Raw genomic sequence first — 16,289 nt, 5'->3', positions numbered from 1 at the left:
TGCGTCCTTGCTGTCATCCGGTGGCGGGAAATCCGCATCGTCAGCTCGTCGCGGTAGCGGTCCGCCGGCGACGATGGCGACCTGCACGCATCCGGTGGGAGCAGCGGGACATCGTCGCTCCGGAGGCGACGACGAGCGTGGCGACCTGCTGACGTCGGACGTCCGCGGTGGGCCACGGCTGACGTCCGGGCGACCCCCCACCTCGGGTTCCCGCCCGCCGGAAGTCGGCACGCGGCACGATCACCATGCGCGCACGATGGCGCCATGGACGAGCCCGAGGTGGTGATCGTCGGCGCCGGGCCGGCCGGGTTGGTGCTCGCCTGGCTGCTGCAGCGCGCCGCAGTGCCGTACGTGCTCCTCGAACGGCAGGGACGGGCGGAGATCGGGACGCTGCCGAAGGCCGGGATCGTCGAGTACCGGACGGCGGAGCTCCTGCGGGCCGAGGGGCTGCCGCTCGTCTTCGACACCGAGAACCGCCGCGTCGAGTTCCGCACACCGTCGACACGGCACCTGTTCGACTACGCCGACCTCACCGGCGACCGGCCGCACTACGTCTTCCCGCAGCACCGGATCGTCGCGGAGCTGGCGGCCGCGCTCGTCGACGAGGGCGCCCCGCTGCGGTTCGAGCAGCCGGTGACGCACGTCGACCCCGACGGACCGTCGATCACCGCCGGCGACACGACCTACCGTCCCCGGGCCCTGGTCGGTGCCGACGGGGCGGGCAGCGTCGTCGCGCGGGCCCTCGGCGACCGGGTCGAGGTCCTCGACCGCCCGCTCGCCGCCCGGTGGCTCGTCGTCTCCGCGCGGACGGCGCCGCTGGTCGGGCACACGATCTACGCCATCCACCCGCGCGGGTACGCCGCCCACCTGCGGCGGGGCCCGCAGGAGACGCGGTTCTACCTCGAGGTGCCCGACGACGTCCGGGCCGCGGACCTCACCCACGACGACCTGCGCCGCGACCTCGCCGACCGCCTCGGCGAGCCCGGTGCCCTCGACGGCGTCGAGATCGCCGTCGACGACCTGGACCTGCGCACCCGGGTCACGACCCCGATGCAGGCCGGCGGCGCCTACCTCGTCGGCGACGCCGCGCACCTGATCACGCCGGCGGGCGGCAAGGGGATGAACCTCGCGGTCGCCGACGCGGTCGAGCTCGCGCACGGGCTCGTCGAGGCCCACCGCGGCGACGGCGCGCGGCTGACCGCCTACTCCGACACCCGGCTCCCGGTCGTCATGGCGACCCAGGGCTTCTCGGACTGGTTCCTGCGCGTGCTCTCGGCGTTCTCCGCCGACGCCCTCGCCGGCACCGGGGCGGCCGCCTTCGTCCACGGGATGCGGGAGGGCTGGGTGCGGCGGCTCCGGGACGACCCGCTGCTCGCCCGGTGGTTCGCCCACGCCTACGCGGGCGTCGACTCCCATCCCTGACGAGCCTTGACGCCCGTCGTCGGGAAGGATCAGGATCGATGGCGGACGACCGTCCGACAGACGGACAGAGAGGACCCACGATGGCTGGCCCGCTCGCCGGGGTGCTGGTGGCCGACTTCTCCCGGATCCTCGCCGGGCCCTACGCGACGATGCTGCTCGCGGACATGGGCGCCGAGGTGGTGAAGGTCGAGGGCCCGCAGGGTGACGACACGCGCACGTGGATGCCGCCGACCCGCGGCGAGACCTCCACGTACTACCTCGGGATCAACCGCGGGAAGCGCTCGATCGCGCTGGACCTGCGCGATCCCGACGACGTCGCGGTGGCGCAGGAGCTCGCGCGCCGGGCGGACGTGGTCATCGAGAACCTGCGCCCGGGCGGGATGCGCAAGTACGGCCTGGACTTCGACACCGTGAAGGAGGCCAACGCCGGCGTCGTCTACGCGAGCATCTCGGGCTTCGGCTCCGGCAAGGGTGCGCACGTCCCCGGCTACGACCTGATGGTCCAGGCGATCTCCGGGCTGATGGACCTGACCGGCGATCCTGACGGCGAGCCCTTCCGGGCCGGCATCTCGGTGTTCGACGTGATGGCCGGCAACCACGCCGTCATCGGCATCCTCGCCGCGCTGCGCCACCGCGACGCCACCGGCGAGGGCCAGCACGTCGAGCTCAACCTGCTGTCCTCGGCGCTGACGGGGCTGGTGAACCACTCCAGCGCCTGGGTCGCCGGTGGCGTCGTGCCGCACCGGATGGGCAACGCGCACCCGAGCGTCTTCCCGTACGAGCCGCTGGCGACCGCCGACGACGACCTGATCATCGCCGCCGCGAACGACGGCCAGTTCCGCAAGCTCTGCGACGTGCTCGGCATCCCGGAGGTGGCCGCCGACGAGCGCTACGCCCGGAACGCCTCCCGGACGGAGAACCGCGAGGAGCTGCGCCCGATCCTCGTCGGGAAGCTGAAGGAGAAGTCCGCCGTCGAGTGGTTCGAGCTGCTCGTCGACGCGGGCGTGCCGTGCGGACCGATCCAGTCGATCGACGGCGGGTTCGCGATGGCGGAGCGGTTCGGGCTCGACCCGGTCGTCGAGGTCGGCGAGGGCGACCGCGCGGTCCCGACGACGAGGCACCCGATCCGGTTCTCCGCGACCCCGGCGGTCTACGAACTGCCCCCGCCCGACCTGGACGAGCACGGTGAGGAGCTGCGCGCGTGGCTGACCACGTGAACACCTACGAGACCGCCCTCGGGGCGGCGTCGCCGGACAAGATCACCCTGCTCGGTCACGACCTCGTCGAGGACGTGATGGGGCAGGTCGGGTTCGGCGAGCTCGCGTTCTGGCTGGCGACGCAGCGGCGGCCGACGCCGGGGGAGACCCGGGTCTTCGAGGCCGTCCTCGCCGCCCTGGCCGACCACGGCTACACGCCCACGGCCATCGTCACGCGCCTGACGCACCTCTCGGCGCCGGACTCGGTGCAGGGCGCGATCGCGGCCGGTCTCCTGGCCGGCGGCTCCCGGTTCCTCGGCGTCACCGAGGACTGCGGGCGGTTCCTACACGAGCAGTTGAGGGCCCCGCTCCCGGTCGACGACGCCGGGTGGGACGAGCTCGCGCTGCGGGTGGTCACCGAGCAGCGGGCGCAGAAGCGCTTCGTCCCCGGCCTCGGCCACCACGTCCACAAGCAGGGCGACCCGCGCACGCCGAAGCTCATGGCGCTCGCCGCCGAGGAGGGTGTGACCGGGCCGCACCTGGCGCTGTTCACCGCGATCGGCCGGGTGCACCCGCAGGTGCTGGGGAAGACGCTGCCGCTCAACGGCGCCGGCGTCTGCGGCGCGGTGCTGGCCGACCTCGGGCTGCCGCTGGAGCTGCTGCGCGGCTTCGCGCTGCTCGCCCGCACGGCCGGCCTGATCGGCCAGCTCGCCGAGGAACTGCGCCACCCCGTCGCGAACGACATCTTCCTGTCGGTCGACCTGAACAACCGACCGGTGGACCCTGATCCCTATCAGCCGCCGTCCATCACCGAGGAGGGACGATGACGCACTCCACCACGCCGCGGACCGTCACCGAGGAGACGATCACCGACGTCGCCGTGGAGCGGTGGGCCACCGCTCACGACCCACGGACCGCCGAGCTCCTGACCGCGCTCGTGCGCCACCTGCACGCCTTCGCGCGCGAGACGCAGCTGTCCGAGTCCGAGTGGATGGCCGCGATCCGTTGGCTCACCCGCACCGGGCAGATCAGCGACGACAAGCGCGAGGAGTTCATCCTCGCCTCCGACGTGCTCGGGCTGTCCATGCTCGTCGTCCAGCAGAACAATCGCCTCTCCGAGGGCGCGACGCCGGCGACCGTGCTCGGGCCGTTCTTCATCGACGAGTCGCCGTCCCTCGGGTTCGGCGGCGACATGTCCGACGGCGTCGAGGGCACCCCGCTCTTCGTGCACGGCGTCGTCCGCTCGCTCGACGGGACGCCGATCGCGGACGCGGAGATGGACGTCTGGCAGGCCGACGCGGAGGGCGCGTACGAGTCGCAGCTCGACGTCGACGAGGCCCGGCTGCGGGCCAAGTACCGCTCGCGGGACGACGGGTCGTACTGCCTGCGCACGATCGCGCCGAAGGGCTACGCGATCCCGATGGACGGGCCGGTCGGCGAGCTCATCCACGCCACGGACATCAGCTGGATGCGCCCCGCGCACGTCCACTTCTGGATGGAGGTGCCGGGCTACGAGCCGCTGATCACGCACCTGTTCCAGGACGGCGCGCAGTACCTCGACACCGACGTCGTCTACGGGGTGAAGCGCGAGCTGATCGTGCGCTTCGTCGAGCGCGACCCGGGGCCCACGCCCGACGGCGGGTCGAGCGACGTCCCGTGGCTCGAGGCGGAGTACGACTTCGTGCTGCAGGAGGCCTCCCGGTGACGGTGCTGCCCACCTCCCTCGTCGGCTCCTACGCCCAGCCGGACTGGCTCATCGACCGCTCCAAGCTCGCCGGCCGCTTCCCGCCGCGCGTGCGGGCGAAGGAGCTGTGGCGCGTCGACCCGGAGTTCCTCGAGCAGGCCCAGGACGACGCCACGCTGCTCGCGATCCGCGCCCAGGAGCGGGCCGGCCTCGACGTGCTCACCGACGGCGAGATGCGCCGCGAGAGCTACTCCAACCACTTCGCGACGGCGCTCGACGGCGTCGACGTGGACAACCCCGGCACCGCACTGGATCGCAGCGGCCACCCGAACCCGGTGCCACGGATCGCCGGCGAGATCCGGCGGACGCGCCCGATCGAGCGTCGCGACGTCGAGTTCCTCCGCGCGAACACCGACCGCACGATCAAGATCACCGTGCCCGGCCCGTTCACGATGTCCCAGCAGGCGCAGAACGACTTCTATCCCGACGACGAGGCCGCGGCGATGGCCTACGCGGCGGCGGTGAACGCCGAGGTGCGCGACCTGTTCGACGCGGGCGCCGACGTGGTGCAGATCGACGAGCCGTACATGCAGGCCCGGCCGGAACCGGCGCGGCAGTACGGGCTGGCGGCGCTGAATGCGGCCCTCGACGGCGTCACCGGGACGACGGCCGTGCACATCTGCTTCGGCTACGCCGCGATCATCCACGAGCGGCCCGAGGGCTACTCGTTCCTGCCGGAGTTGGCGGGCAGTCCCGTGGACCAGATCTCGATCGAGACCGCGCAGTCCGGCCTCGACCTCGGCGTGCTGCGCGACCTCACCGACAAGACGATCATCCTCGGCGTCATCGACCTGTCGGACCCGTCCGTCGAATCGGCCGACACGGTGGCTGCCCGGGTCCGCCGGGCGTTCGACTACCTCCCGCCCGAGCAGGTCGTCATCGCCACCGACTGCGGGATGAAGTACCTGCCCCGCGAGGCGGCGGAGGGCAAGATGCGGGCGATGGCGGAGGCTGCGGCGATCCTGCGGGCCGAGCTGGGCTGATCTCGGCCGCCGTCCCCCGTCGCCCGTGAACGAGCGGCACCCCCGCAGCTTCTATGCGCGCGAGAGTGCCGTTCGTTCATGACGGGGCCGGGCGATACTGGCGATCATGGTCGCGCTGCACGTGGTCGAGGCGGGTCGGGCGGACGCGCCGACGCTGCTGTTCCTGCACGGCGTCGGGAACAGCCAGCGGACCTTCGGGTTCGCGGCGGACGCCCTGGCCGACCGCGCCCACGTGCTGCTGGCCGACCTGCGCGGCCACGGCGCCTCACCCCGCGTGCCGGACGGGTACCGGCTCCCGGACTACGTCGGCGACGTCGAGGCGCTGCTCGACGAGGTCGGGCCGGCGTACGTCGTCGGGAACTCGCTGGGCGGGGCGATCGCGTGGACCCTGGCCCAGCGGCGTCCCGAGCTGATCCGGGCCGCGCTGCTCGAGGACCCGCCGTTGCGACCGGCCGACGTGAGCACGCTGTCGCCGATCTTCCGCGCGCTGCGCCACCAGGTGACCCGCTGGCAGGACGGGGACGTCGACCCCGCCACGGTCGCCGCCGCGCTGGGCGCGATGCCGGTGTTCGGCGGGCGCCCGGCGGCCGAGGTGCAGGGCCCGGACGTGCTCGAGGCCCGCGCCCGCGGCCTGCTCGACGTCGACCCCGCGGCCCTCGGTGCGGTCGCCGACGGGACAGGGCTCGCCGCGCTCGACCTCACCACGCCCGTCACCGTCCCCGTCCGGGTGCTGGCGGCCGACGAGTCGACCGGGTCGGTCCTCCCCGCGAGCGCCGAGGCCGCACTCGCGAACGCGTACCCGGACGTCCCGGTGCGACGCTTCCCCCGGGCGGGCCACGTCATCCACGACGAGCTCGCCCACCGCGAGGAGTGGCTGGCCGAGGTCGAGGCCCTGCTCGAGCGCTGAGAAGGGTCTTCCCGACGTCGGCCCGATGCGGCACGGTGGGAGAGCGGGGCCCGTCCTCGATCGAGGGAGCTGCGGCCCGGCCCGGCCCGGCGTGTCGAGGTTTGCGGAATCCGGCTGCCCGCCGTGTGACGCAGCGCACGAGCCGCTTGACGGTCGATTGATACCGGCCGTGTGCGCGACGACGCTCTGAGTCATGTTCACCCGCCCCTCGGAGGGGTCGCCATGACCACCGTCATCGTCATCATCGTGGTCGTCGTCGTGCTGGCACTGGTCGGCGGAGGCCTCGCCCTCGCGCGCAAGAAGCGCTCCGACCAGCTCCAGCAGGAGTTCGGCCCGGAGTACGACCGCGTGCTCGAGGGCTCGGGCAGCAAGGGCGAGGCCGAGAAGGAGCTGGCCGAGCGCCGCAAGCGCCACCAGCAGCTCGACCTGAAGCCGATCGACCCGCAGACCCGTGAGCGCTTCCGCGGCGACTGGAAGCGGATCCAGGGCGAGTTCGTGGACGACCCGGGCGGTGCGGTCGAGAAGGCCGACTCCCTGGTCACGACGATCATGCGCGAGCGGGGCTATCCCGTCGACGACTTCGACCAGCGCGCGAACGACATCTCCGTCGAGCACCCGCGCGTCGTCGAGAACTACCGTGAGGCCCGGCGGGTCCGGGACGCCCAGCGCGACGGGAGCGCCGACACCGAGGACCTGCGCGGCGCGGTCACGTCCTACCGCAGCCTCGTGGACGCCCTGCTCGACGAGAGCGGCGACCGGGACGGCGGGGAGCACGGCCGGGACGGCCGCGACCACGACCGCCGCGACGACCACGACCGCGGCCCCGACGACTCCGACCGCGGCCGCCACCGGGACGACGGACACCACGTCGACGACCGCGACCGCGCCGACCGCGACCGCGCCGGCCACGACCGCGCGGGCGCCGACCGGACCGACCGCCCGGCCGACCACGACCAGGCCCGCGACGACGACAGGAGCCGACGGTGAGCACCGACGCCCACACCAGCGAGGACCGTGCCGACCGCCGCGAGGACCGGCCCGACGATCGGCCCGACGACCGCCACGACGACCGCGCCGACACGCGTTCCGACGCCGGCCGGGACCGCGACGACGAGCCGGGCCGATACACCCGCCAGCACGGCGACCACGCCGGGCAGCACGACCACGACGCCGGGAAGAGCTCCGTCACGGTCCTCGACCCCGGTGCCTCGGAGCGGCTGCGGGGCCGCTGGCAGGAGGTGCAGGCCGGCTTCGTCGACGAGCCGCGGCAGTCGGTGACCGAGGCCGACCAGCTCGTCGGCGAGGTGCTCGACGAGGTCAGTCGGGTGTTCCGCGACCAGCGCTCGGAGCTCGAGGCCGAGTGGAGCGGCAACGCCGAGCCGGGCACCGAGGAGCTGCGCCAGGCGCTGCAGCGCTACCGCGAGTTCTTCGACCGCCTGCTCTCCCTGTAGACCACCCTCCCCGACCGCCCGGGACGTCCGTCGCCTGCGTCCCGGGCGGTCCTCCTACGTCAGGGGCAGGGGCGCGAACTCGTGCCCGGCCCACAGCGCGGCCGACGTCTCCTCCGGGTAGGTCCCGACGACGGGTCGGGCGTCCACCACCCAGGCCTCCCGGGCCTCCGACCACGCCGGCCACCCCGGGCCCTCGCCGCGCGCGAAGCCCGTCCACGCCGCGCGCATCGCCGCCGACGCCGCCTCGACCTCGGGCCCGGGCTCCGCCCCGAGCAGCATCGTGCCCAGCGCTCCGCCCGCGGTGCCGAACACCAGCGGGACGTCGAGCCCGTGGCACGCGCCGAGCACGCCGCCCCGCCCGGGGGCCTCCAGCGTCAGCTCGTAGACGTGCGAGCGCCCCTGGTGCTCCTGCGCCAGCCGCAGCGACGGCATCCGGAAGAGCCAGTCGGACTGCACCAGCTCGACCAGCTTCTCGTCGGACGCGTCCGGGTAGGCGGCCCGGAAGGCGTCGGCGTCGGGCGCGAACGCAGTCAGCGTGCCCTCGGCCATCCCGGGCGTGACGGTCCCGAGCACGCCGGCGAGCGCGAGGAAGAGCCGGAACTCGTCGCGATTGTGCCCGACGATCAGCTCGACGTCCGCCGCGGCGCCCTCGCGCAGTGCCCGCCACGGCGTCGTCGGGAGCACGTCGCCGTCGACGACCGGGGAGAACGGCGTCGGGGTCAGCGCGACGACCCCCCAACGGTCGAGGTGCTCGCGCATGCGCAGGCGGTCCGCGGCCGTCGCGAGCTCGTCGGGGTCGACGTCGCGGAGGTCGTCGACCGTCGCGCGCCGGTCGAGGCCCGCGGCGATCGTGATCATGACGTCGGCCGCGAGGTCGGCGGAGAAGAACGTCCCGGGCACGCTCTGCGCGATCGCACGCCGGAACAGCCCGACGGCCCGCGGCATCGCGAGCAGCGACGCGACGGCCCCGGCACCCGCGGACTCGCCGAACACCGTCACCTGCGCCGGGTCCCCGCCGACGGCCGCGGCGTTGTCGCGGACCCACTCCAGCGCGGCCACCTGGTCCAGCAGTCCGCGATTCGCCGGCGCGCCCTCGATCTGTCCGTAGCCCTCGACGCCGACGCGGTGGTTGAAGGTCACGACGACGACCCCGTGCTCACGGGCGAGCACGGTCCCCTCGTAGCCGGGCTCGGCGGAACTGCCCGCCCGGTAGGCGCCGCCGTAGATCCACACCATGACCGGGCGCCGCCCGTCGACGTCCGCCGACCACACGTTGGCGGTCAGCCAGCCGCGCCCGTCGTCAACCGGCCGGGGTGCGTCAGGGCCGGCGACGGACATCGCGGACTGCGGCGGCACCGGGCCGAACGCGGTCGCGTCGAGGATGTCCGCCCACGGCTCCGGCGGCTCCGGCGCGGCGAACCGTCGCGTGCCGACCGGCGGCGCCGCGAACGGGATGCCGCGGAACACGTGCAGTCCGTCCTCGACGCGCCCGCGGACCCGCCCGTACGTCGTGTGGATCTCGGTCACGAGTCCGAGCCTCGTTCGACCGGGTCAGCCGGGCAACGCGGCGTCCGATCACCGGAAGCCGCCAGCGCCCGGAGCAGGGCAGGATCGACGCCGTGACCGGACTCGACGCGGTGCTCCCCGCCCTCCTGCGGTCGCTGGGCCACGACCTGGGCCCTACCGCGGACGACCTCGCGCTCCCATCTGCACGGGCGGCCGTGCTCCTGCTCGTCGACGGTCTCGGGCGCGAGCTGCTCGACGCCCACGCCGCCGACGCGCCGTTCCTGGCCGCACTCACCGACGCCGGGCCCCTCGCCGTCGGCTTCCCCAGCAGCACCCCGATCAGCCTGACGAGCCTCGGGACCGGCCTGCCGCCCGGCGCGCACGGCACCCTCGGGGTGCGCTTCCGCGTCGACGACACCCTGCTCGACGCCCTCACGTGGACGCAGGGGACGACCGACCTCCGCGACCGGCTCGTCCCGGAACGCGTCCAGCCGCACCCGACGGTCTTCGAGCGGGCCGCCGCGGCCGGCGTCGCCTGCACCGTCGTCTCCGACCGCGCCTTCCGCGAGTCCGGTCTCACGCGCTCCGGGCTGCGCGGGGCGACGTACCGGGGGATCGGGTCGCTCGGCGACCTGGCCGCCGAGATCCTCACCGCGGCCGCCGCGCCCGGCCTCGTCTACGCCTACCACGCCGACCTCGACCAGCTCGGCCACCTCCACGGACCGGGTTCTCTGGCCTGGCGGTGGCAGCTGCGCGCGATCGACCACCTCGTCGCCCGGCTCGCCGAGGACCTGCCGTCGGGGACCCTGCTCGCGATCACCGGGGACCACGGGATGGTCGCCGTCGACCGCCGGTACGACGCCGACACCGACCCCGCCCTCCGGGCCGGCGAGCCGCTCGTGGGCGGCGACCCGCGGGCCCGGCTGGTCTACACCCGGCCCGGCACCGCCGACGACGTCCGCGCGGCCTGGACCGAGGTCCTGGGCGCGGACGCGCTCGTCGTCGGGAAGGAGGAGATCCTCGACGAGGGCTGGTTCGGACCGCTGGACGACGCGGTCGCGGACCGCGTGCCCGACCTGCTGGTCGCGCTGCGCGGGACGGCCGCCGTGGTACGCAGCGAGGACGAGCCGATGCTGTCCCGGCTGCCGGGCCAGCACGGGTCGACCACCGACGCGGAGCGGCTGGTACCGCTCCTGATCTCCGCGGATGCGGGCTCCTGAACTGCCCTCAACCGCAGGTGAGCGGGTTCCCGGACGGTGGAAACGAGCTGTGCACGCAGTCACAGTATTCGTCTAGTGTCCAAGGCGAGACCCGTGATCACGACGCAGAGGAGCATGCGTGTCCGTCACGACCCACACCGGTGGCTCGATCCTGGGACACCCGGTCAAGCGCACCGAGGACCAGGAGCTGATCACCGGTGCCGGCCTCTACACGGGTGACCTGCCCGTGGAGGGGTCGCTGCACGCGGTCTTCGTCCGGTCGCCGATCGCGCACGGGACGCTCGGCGACATCGACGTCGAGGAGGCCCGGTCCATGCCGGGCGTCGTCGCGATCTACACCGCGGCCGACCTCGACGTGGCCGACCGCCCCGGGCTGCCGGGCGTCGTCCCCGACGCCATGGCCCGCCCGCACCTGGCCAAGGGCAAGGTCCGGTTCGTCGGCGACATCGTCGCCGCGGTGATCGGCGAGACGGCCGGCCAGGCGCTCGACGCGGCCGAGACCGTCTTCCCCGACATCGAGCCGCTACCCGCCGTCACCGGCATCGAAGAGGCGTTCGCCGAGGGCGCGCCGCTGCTCTTCGACGAGGTCGGCAGCAACCTCGCGGCGGGCGCGGGCACCGGCGACGTCGAGGGCATCTTCGACGAGGCCGACGTCGTGGTGGAGGGCAAGTTCCTCAACCAGCGCGTCGCCGGCGTGCCGATGGAGCCGAACGCGTGCGTCGCCGAGCCCGGCACGCCCGAGGGCGGCATCACCCTCTGGCTCTCCACTCAGACCCCGCACGGCGCCCGGGACGCCCTCGCCGGCGACCTCGGCCTCGAGGCCGACCAGGTCCGCGTCGTCGCGCCGCGCGTCGGTGGTGGCTTCGGGCCGAAGGCCACGGCCTACCCGGAGTACACGATCGCCGCGAAGGCGGCGCTGCTGCTCGGCCGGCCGGTGCGCTGGAACGAGACGCGCTCGGAGAACATGCTCTCGATGGTCCACGGGCGCAGCCAGGTCCAGTGGGTCGAGCTCGGCGTCAAGCGCAGCGGCAAGATCGTCGGGCTGCGCGCCTCGGTCATCGGCGACGGCGGGGCCTACCCCGCGGTCGGCACGATCCTCCCGAGCCTCACCCAGCTGCTGGCCCAGGGCGTCTACGACATCCCGGCGATCGACTTCGCCTGGAAGACCGTCGTCACCAACACCACCACGGTCGGCGCCTACCGCGGGGCCGGGCGTCCCGAGGCGACCCAGCTGCTCGAGCGCATCATCGACATGGCCGCCGACGAGATCGGCGTGGACCCGCTCGAGATGCGCCGCATGAACTACCTGCAGCCCGAGCAGTACCCGATGACCTCGCTGACCGGCGCCGAGTACGACAACGCCGACCACGAGAAGGCGCTCGACGCCGCGATCCAGGCCTCCGGCTACCAGGAGCTGCTCGCCGAGCAGAAGCGCCGCCGCGACGCGGGCGACCGGGTCGCCCTCGGCATCGGCGTCGGCTCCTACGTCGAGGTCACCGCCCCGCTGGGCCTCGACGGCGAGTACGGCTCCGCGCAGGCCCACCCCGACGGCACCTTCACCGTCATGGCCGGCACCAGCGCGCACGGCCAGGGCCACGAGACCGCGTTCGCGCAGCTCGCCTCCTCGGTGCTGGGCGTGCCGATGGAGAAGGTCAAGGTCGTCCAGTCCGACACCGCCGTGGTGCGCTCCGGTGCGGGCACCCTCGGCTCCCGCTCGCTGCAGACCGGCGGCTCGGCGATCCACAACGCGTCCCAGGAGCTCGTCTCCCGGGCGCGTGAGATCGCGGCGCACCTGCTCGAGGCGGCCGTCGAGGACATCGAGCACTCCGACGACGGCTTCGGGGTGCGCGGCGTCGCCGGCAACACGATCACCTGGCAGCAGGTCGCCACGGCGTCGGAGGACGGCACCGGCCTCGAGGACGGCAACGGGCGCGCGCTGCGCGAGGACCTCGACTTCAAGCAGGGCCAGTCGAGCTTCCCGTTCGGCACGCACATCTCGGTGGTCGAGGTCGACCTCGACACCGGCATGGTGAAGCCGCTGCGCCACGTCGCGGTCGACGACTGCGGCAAGATCCTCAACCCGATGCTCGTCGCCGGTCAGCAGCACGGCGGGATCGCGCAGGGCATCTCGCAGGCGCTCTTCGAGCGGGTCACGTTCGACGAGGACGGCAACCCGACCACGGGCAACCTGGCGTCCTACACGATCCCCTCGGCGGCGGACCTCTGCTCCTACGAGGCCTCCAACACCGAGACCCCGACCCACCTCAACCCCATCGGGGCGAAGGGGATCGGGGAGTCCGGGACGATCGGGTCGACGCCGGCGGTGCACAACGCCGTCATCGACGCCCTCTCGCCCCTCGGGGTGCGGCACATCGACATGCCGCTGACCCCGGAGGCGGTGTGGCGCGCCATCCACGGCGCCTCCGCCTCGGACCCGGGCACCCGCCACCAGGCCGGCCCGGAGTACGCGGGCAAGTCCGAGACCGAGCACGTCCCGGACGGCACGGACGCGTAGTCCCGCCCCCGGTTCCGCATGAACGGGCCGTTCGTCACCCAAGAAGGTGACGAACGGCCCGTTCGTGCGTTTCGGGACCCCGAGCGGCGACGACGAGGTGGACGACGGCGGCTCGTGGGCCGGTCGCGGACGGTCGTAGAGTGCCGCGGATGGCCGGCATCCGTGCGCTGGAGCGCAGCGACCTCCCGCAGGTCAGCACCCTGTTCGCCCAGGTCATGGGAGGGGCGTCGGCCGAACGCGTCGCGCCCTACCTCCAGCGGATCCTGATCGAGGACCCGTGGGCGGACCCCGAGATCCCGCCGCTGGTGCACGAGGGCTCCGACGGCGGCGTCGTCGGGTTCATCGCCGCGAGCACCCGGCGCATGGTGCTCGACGGCCGCAAGGTGCGGATGGCGGTGAGCAGCAACCTCGTCGCGCACCCGGACTGGCGGTCGAAGGGCGTGGGCGCCCTGCTCAATCGCAAGCTGCTGGGTGGGCCGCAGGAGTTCACCGTCGCCGACCGCGCGAACGACGAGTCCCGCGGCCTCTGGCTCGGCCTCGGCGGCCAGGAGTTGCCGGGCGCCTCGTTGGCGTGGTTCCGGGTGCTCTCGCCCGGCTCGACGGCGGAGAGCCTGGTGTCCCGGCGCTCGGACCGCCTCGGACGGGCCGCCCGGGTGCTGTCCCGGCCGGTCGACGCCCTCGGCGGGCGCTTCGTCCCGCCCCCGCCGCGACCCGCCGGGACCACCGAGCCGCTCACCGCGGAGACCCTTGCCGAGCAGGTTGCGGCGGCGGGCCGTCGGCTGCGGCTGCGGCCGGACTACGACCCTGCCTGGCTGGAGTGGGTCCTCGCCGAACTGCGCCGTCTCGACCGCGGCGCGCTCTCCGCCGAGCTCGTCCGCGGACCGCAGGGGCGGGTGCTCGGCTGGTTCCTCTACCTGCTCCCGCCCGGCGGGGTGGCCGAGGTCCTCCAGATCGGCGTCACCGGGCCCGACCCGGAGCCGGTGCTCGACCACCTCGTCGCGCACGCCGCCACGCAGGGCGCGGCCGCCGTCCAGGGCCGGCTCGAGCCGGTCACCGCCGGGCTGCTGGGGCGGCCCGGGGTGCTCGTCCGCAAGAACGCCCGGGCACTGGTCCACGCCGAGGCCAACGTGCTCGGCCTGCTGAGCTCGACCACGTCGCTGTGCAGCCACCTCGACGGCGAGTGGCTGGTCTCGCATGCGGTGCGCCAGTGATGTGGGCGGAGCGCAGGTGAGCACTTCGAGGGCCTATAGCCCCCCGAAGTGCTCACCTGCGCGGAGCGCACATAATCGACAGCCGTGTCCCAGGAGACGAAGCGCAGCGGAGCTCGACCCGACGGGCGGGGTCTGGCCGTCCTGATCGTCTCCTACCGGCGCGCCGACCTGCTCGACCGTGCGCTCGCGAGCGTGGAGAAGTGGTTGCCCGACGCGCGGGTGCACGTGTGGGACAACGCGTCCTCCGGCTCGCCCGCGGTGCGCGAGCTGGCGGCGTCCCGGCCGGACGTCACGTGGACGTTCTCCGAGTTCAACCTCGGCTACATCGCCGCCATGAACGCGCTGATGGCCCAGGTCCCCGAGCACGACGTGCTCCAGCTCAACCCGGACGCCGAGCTCCTCGGGCCCTGCACGCGGGCCCGCCAGGTACTCGAGGAGCCCGAGGTCGCCGTCGTCTCGCCGACCGTGCTCGACCCCGAAGGCCGCGACCAGCCGTGGGACGTGGCCCACCGGGAGCAGGGCGTGGTGCGCAACCTGCTGAACTCGGCGGGCTACGCGAAGCGGCTCCGAGGCCGCACGATCAGCGACCTGTACCCGTCCGCACCCGAGCACGTGGACGGCTACCTGACCGGGTGCGCGCTGTTCATCGCCCGCGACGCCTGGGACGCCCTCGGCCCGTTCGACGAGCAGTTCTTCGTCTACGGCGAGGACGCCACGTGGCAGCCCGCCGCCCGGAAGGCCGGGTGGGACCTGCGCCTGGTCGACGACGAGGCCGGGCCCCAGGTACGGCACTCCTCCGGCGGCACCGTCGCCGACGACCCCCTGGCCTCCCTGCGCGGCTCGGACCTGCTGCGCAGCGCGCAGGTGATGGTGCTCGGCCTCGAGCACAACGCCGGGCGCGGGTCGCTCTACGCCGCCGGCTCCACGCTGCTCGACCGCGTGCAGCGCTCCAAGCGCGGTCCCCGTCGGGCCCGGCTCGACGCCCTGGCCCGCGAGGCCGGGGGACGACCCGCCGTCGTCGTGATCAGCAACGGGCTGCGGCCCGGCGGCGCCGAACGCCAGCGCGTGGTGCTCGCCAACGAGCTCGTCGAGCGCGGGCACCCGGTGACCCTCGTGGTCCTCCAGCACCTCGGGCAGTACATCGCGGAGCTCGACCCCCGGGTGCGCCTGCTCATGCAGCCCTGGTGGCAGCCGGTCGTCGACGTCGCCGCGACCGACGAGGCCATCGTCGTCGGGGGCTGCACGAAGACCGAGATCGGGTTCGCGACGGCGTGGCGCGCGCTCGGCCGGGCGGCGGGTCAGCGGCGGTACTGGATCCCCGCCGCGCACGACCCGGCCGAGCTCGAGCGGCCCACCTACTCCGCGGCGCAGGCCCGGGCGCTGCGCACCGCGGACGCCCTGCTCGTGCTGTCCCGGCAGCACCACACCGACCTGTCGCGCCACCAGCGGCTCACCGACACCGTGATGGTCGCGCCGAACGGGTTGACCCCGGGGGAGCCGCTGGGCGAGGTGTCCGCGACCGGGCCGGTGCGCTTCTGCATGCTGACCCGGCTGAAGACCTACAAGAACACGACGCTGCTGATCAAGGCCCTCGACGCCCTCGCGCGGCCCGACGAGTGGACGTTGGACATCTTCGGCGTCGGGCCTGACCAGGCCGAGATGGAGGCCGAGACCCCGGCCTACCTGCGGGGCCGGGTGCGCTGGCGGGGGGTGTCCCCGGGGCCGGACCACGCCTTCGCCGAGACCGACGTCCTGTGCGTGCCCAGCGGATTCGAGGCGTTCCCGCTCGTCATGGTCGAGGCGATGACGCGCGGGATGCCGGTGATGGCGTCGGCGAGCGGGTCGGTGCCCGAGATGCTCGACTTCGGCGCCGCGGGCGTGGTCGTCGACCCCGTGACGGTCCCGGCGTGGACCGAGGCGCTGCGTCGCGTCCTCGACGACCGCGCCGAGCTCGCCCGCCTCGGACGGGCGGGGCGGGAGCGGGCGCTGGCGCTCTACACCGACGACGCCATGGTCGACGCCTACCAGCGGGCGTTCGTCTCGGTGCTGGGCCACCCGTTCCCGGGAGCGACGGAGACGGCCGAGCGGCTCTGAGTCCCACACCCCGGATGAACCGGAGGCGAACTCGCACGTC

The 16,289-nt window shown here is 73.8% G+C and carries 13 protein-coding genes; 12 read left to right on the top strand and 1 reads right to left on the bottom strand.

The genetic code is table 11. From position 1 onward, the window contains the following. Positions 1-264: 264 nt before the first annotated feature. The 8 genes from QRT03_RS30770 to QRT03_RS30735 all read left to right on the top strand — a co-directional run bounded on the left by QRT03_RS30770 (position 265) and on the right by QRT03_RS30735 (position 7,703). Complete coding sequence (locus tag QRT03_RS30770; protein ID WP_286056988.1) at positions 265-1,422, top strand: FAD-dependent monooxygenase; 1,158 nt, start codon at positions 265-267, stop codon at positions 1,420-1,422. 80 nt (positions 1,423-1,502) lie between these two features. Then, on the top strand, positions 1,503-2,639 hold the full coding sequence (locus QRT03_RS30765; protein ID WP_286056987.1) for a CaiB/BaiF CoA transferase family protein: 1,137 nt from the start codon (positions 1,503-1,505) through the stop codon (positions 2,637-2,639). Beyond that, complete coding sequence (locus QRT03_RS30760; protein ID WP_286056986.1) at positions 2,624-3,445, top strand: citryl-CoA lyase; 822 nt, start codon at positions 2,624-2,626, stop codon at positions 3,443-3,445. The genes QRT03_RS30765 and QRT03_RS30760 overlap by 16 nt, the downstream gene beginning before the upstream one ends. After that, positions 3,442-4,323: a dioxygenase family protein gene (locus tag QRT03_RS30755; RefSeq protein WP_286056985.1), complete on the top strand. Its 882-nt coding sequence runs from the start codon at positions 3,442-3,444 to the stop codon at positions 4,321-4,323. The genes QRT03_RS30760 and QRT03_RS30755 overlap by 4 nt, the downstream gene beginning before the upstream one ends. Continuing rightward, positions 4,320-5,345 (top strand): uroporphyrinogen decarboxylase family protein, encoded by a 1,026-nt coding sequence (locus QRT03_RS30750; RefSeq protein ID WP_286056984.1) that lies wholly within the window; start codon positions 4,320-4,322, stop codon positions 5,343-5,345. The genes QRT03_RS30755 and QRT03_RS30750 overlap by 4 nt, the downstream gene beginning before the upstream one ends. A 106-nt stretch (positions 5,346-5,451) precedes the next feature. Next, entirely contained in the window at positions 5,452-6,252 is an 801-nt protein-coding gene (locus QRT03_RS30745; protein WP_286056983.1) for an alpha/beta fold hydrolase, read from the top strand. Between the two features lie 222 nt (positions 6,253-6,474). Further along, positions 6,475-7,239: a hypothetical protein gene (locus QRT03_RS30740; RefSeq protein ID WP_286056982.1), complete on the top strand. Its 765-nt coding sequence runs from the start codon at positions 6,475-6,477 to the stop codon at positions 7,237-7,239. Next, on the top strand, positions 7,236-7,703 hold the full coding sequence (locus QRT03_RS30735; protein ID WP_286056981.1) for a hypothetical protein: 468 nt from the start codon (positions 7,236-7,238) through the stop codon (positions 7,701-7,703). The genes QRT03_RS30740 and QRT03_RS30735 overlap by 4 nt, the downstream gene beginning before the upstream one ends. Positions 7,704-7,757: 54 nt before the next feature. Here QRT03_RS30735 and QRT03_RS30730 read toward each other — a convergent pair whose 3' ends face one another. Then, the gene (locus QRT03_RS30730) at positions 7,758-9,230 is read right to left on the bottom strand and encodes a carboxylesterase/lipase family protein (protein WP_286056980.1); all 1,473 of its coding nucleotides are present in this window, start codon (positions 9,228-9,230) and stop codon (positions 7,758-7,760) included. Between the two features lie 92 nt (positions 9,231-9,322). Here QRT03_RS30730 and QRT03_RS30725 point away from each other — a divergent pair, with 92 nt between their 5' ends. The 4 genes from QRT03_RS30725 (at position 9,323) to QRT03_RS30710 (ending at position 16,249) form a co-directional block, all read left to right on the top strand. Beyond that, entirely contained in the window at positions 9,323-10,429 is a 1,107-nt protein-coding gene (locus QRT03_RS30725) for an alkaline phosphatase family protein (RefSeq protein ID WP_286056979.1), read from the top strand. Positions 10,430-10,547: 118 nt separating this feature from the next. Beyond that, positions 10,548-12,944: a xanthine dehydrogenase family protein molybdopterin-binding subunit gene (locus QRT03_RS30720; protein WP_286056978.1), complete on the top strand. Its 2,397-nt coding sequence runs from the start codon at positions 10,548-10,550 to the stop codon at positions 12,942-12,944. A 149-nt stretch (positions 12,945-13,093) separates the two neighbouring features. Further along, positions 13,094-14,155: a GNAT family N-acetyltransferase gene (locus tag QRT03_RS30715; RefSeq protein WP_286056977.1), complete on the top strand. Its 1,062-nt coding sequence runs from the start codon at positions 13,094-13,096 to the stop codon at positions 14,153-14,155. Positions 14,156-14,239: 84 nt separating this feature from the next. Further along, positions 14,240-16,249 (top strand): glycosyltransferase, encoded by a 2,010-nt coding sequence (locus tag QRT03_RS30710; RefSeq protein ID WP_286056976.1) that lies wholly within the window; start codon positions 14,240-14,242, stop codon positions 16,247-16,249. Positions 16,250-16,289: the final 40 nt, after the last annotated feature.

This window comes from Actinomycetospora termitidis (assembly GCF_030286555.1).
GTDB classification, from domain to species: Bacteria; Actinomycetota; Actinomycetes; order Mycobacteriales; family Pseudonocardiaceae; genus Actinomycetospora; species Actinomycetospora termitidis.
This window is presented reverse-complemented; position numbering and strand designations above follow the sequence as displayed.

Bases quoted from the DNA above. Each gene is read 5' to 3' on its own strand.
- QRT03_RS30745 (WP_286056983.1), top strand. From the start codon at position 5,452: ATGGTCGCGCTGCACGTGGTCGAGGCGGGTCGGGCGGACGCGCCGACG.
- QRT03_RS30755 (WP_286056985.1), top strand. From the start codon at position 3,442: ATGACGCACTCCACCACGCCGCGGACCGTCACCGAGGAGACGATCACC.
- QRT03_RS30765 (WP_286056987.1), top strand. From the start codon at position 1,503: ATGGCTGGCCCGCTCGCCGGGGTGCTGGTGGCCGACTTCTCCCGGATC.
- QRT03_RS30740 (WP_286056982.1), top strand. From the start codon at position 6,475: ATGACCACCGTCATCGTCATCATCGTGGTCGTCGTCGTGCTGGCACTG.
- QRT03_RS30715 (WP_286056977.1), top strand. From the start codon at position 13,094: ATGGCCGGCATCCGTGCGCTGGAGCGCAGCGACCTCCCGCAGGTCAGC.
- QRT03_RS30770 (WP_286056988.1), top strand. From the start codon at position 265: ATGGACGAGCCCGAGGTGGTGATCGTCGGCGCCGGGCCGGCCGGGTTG.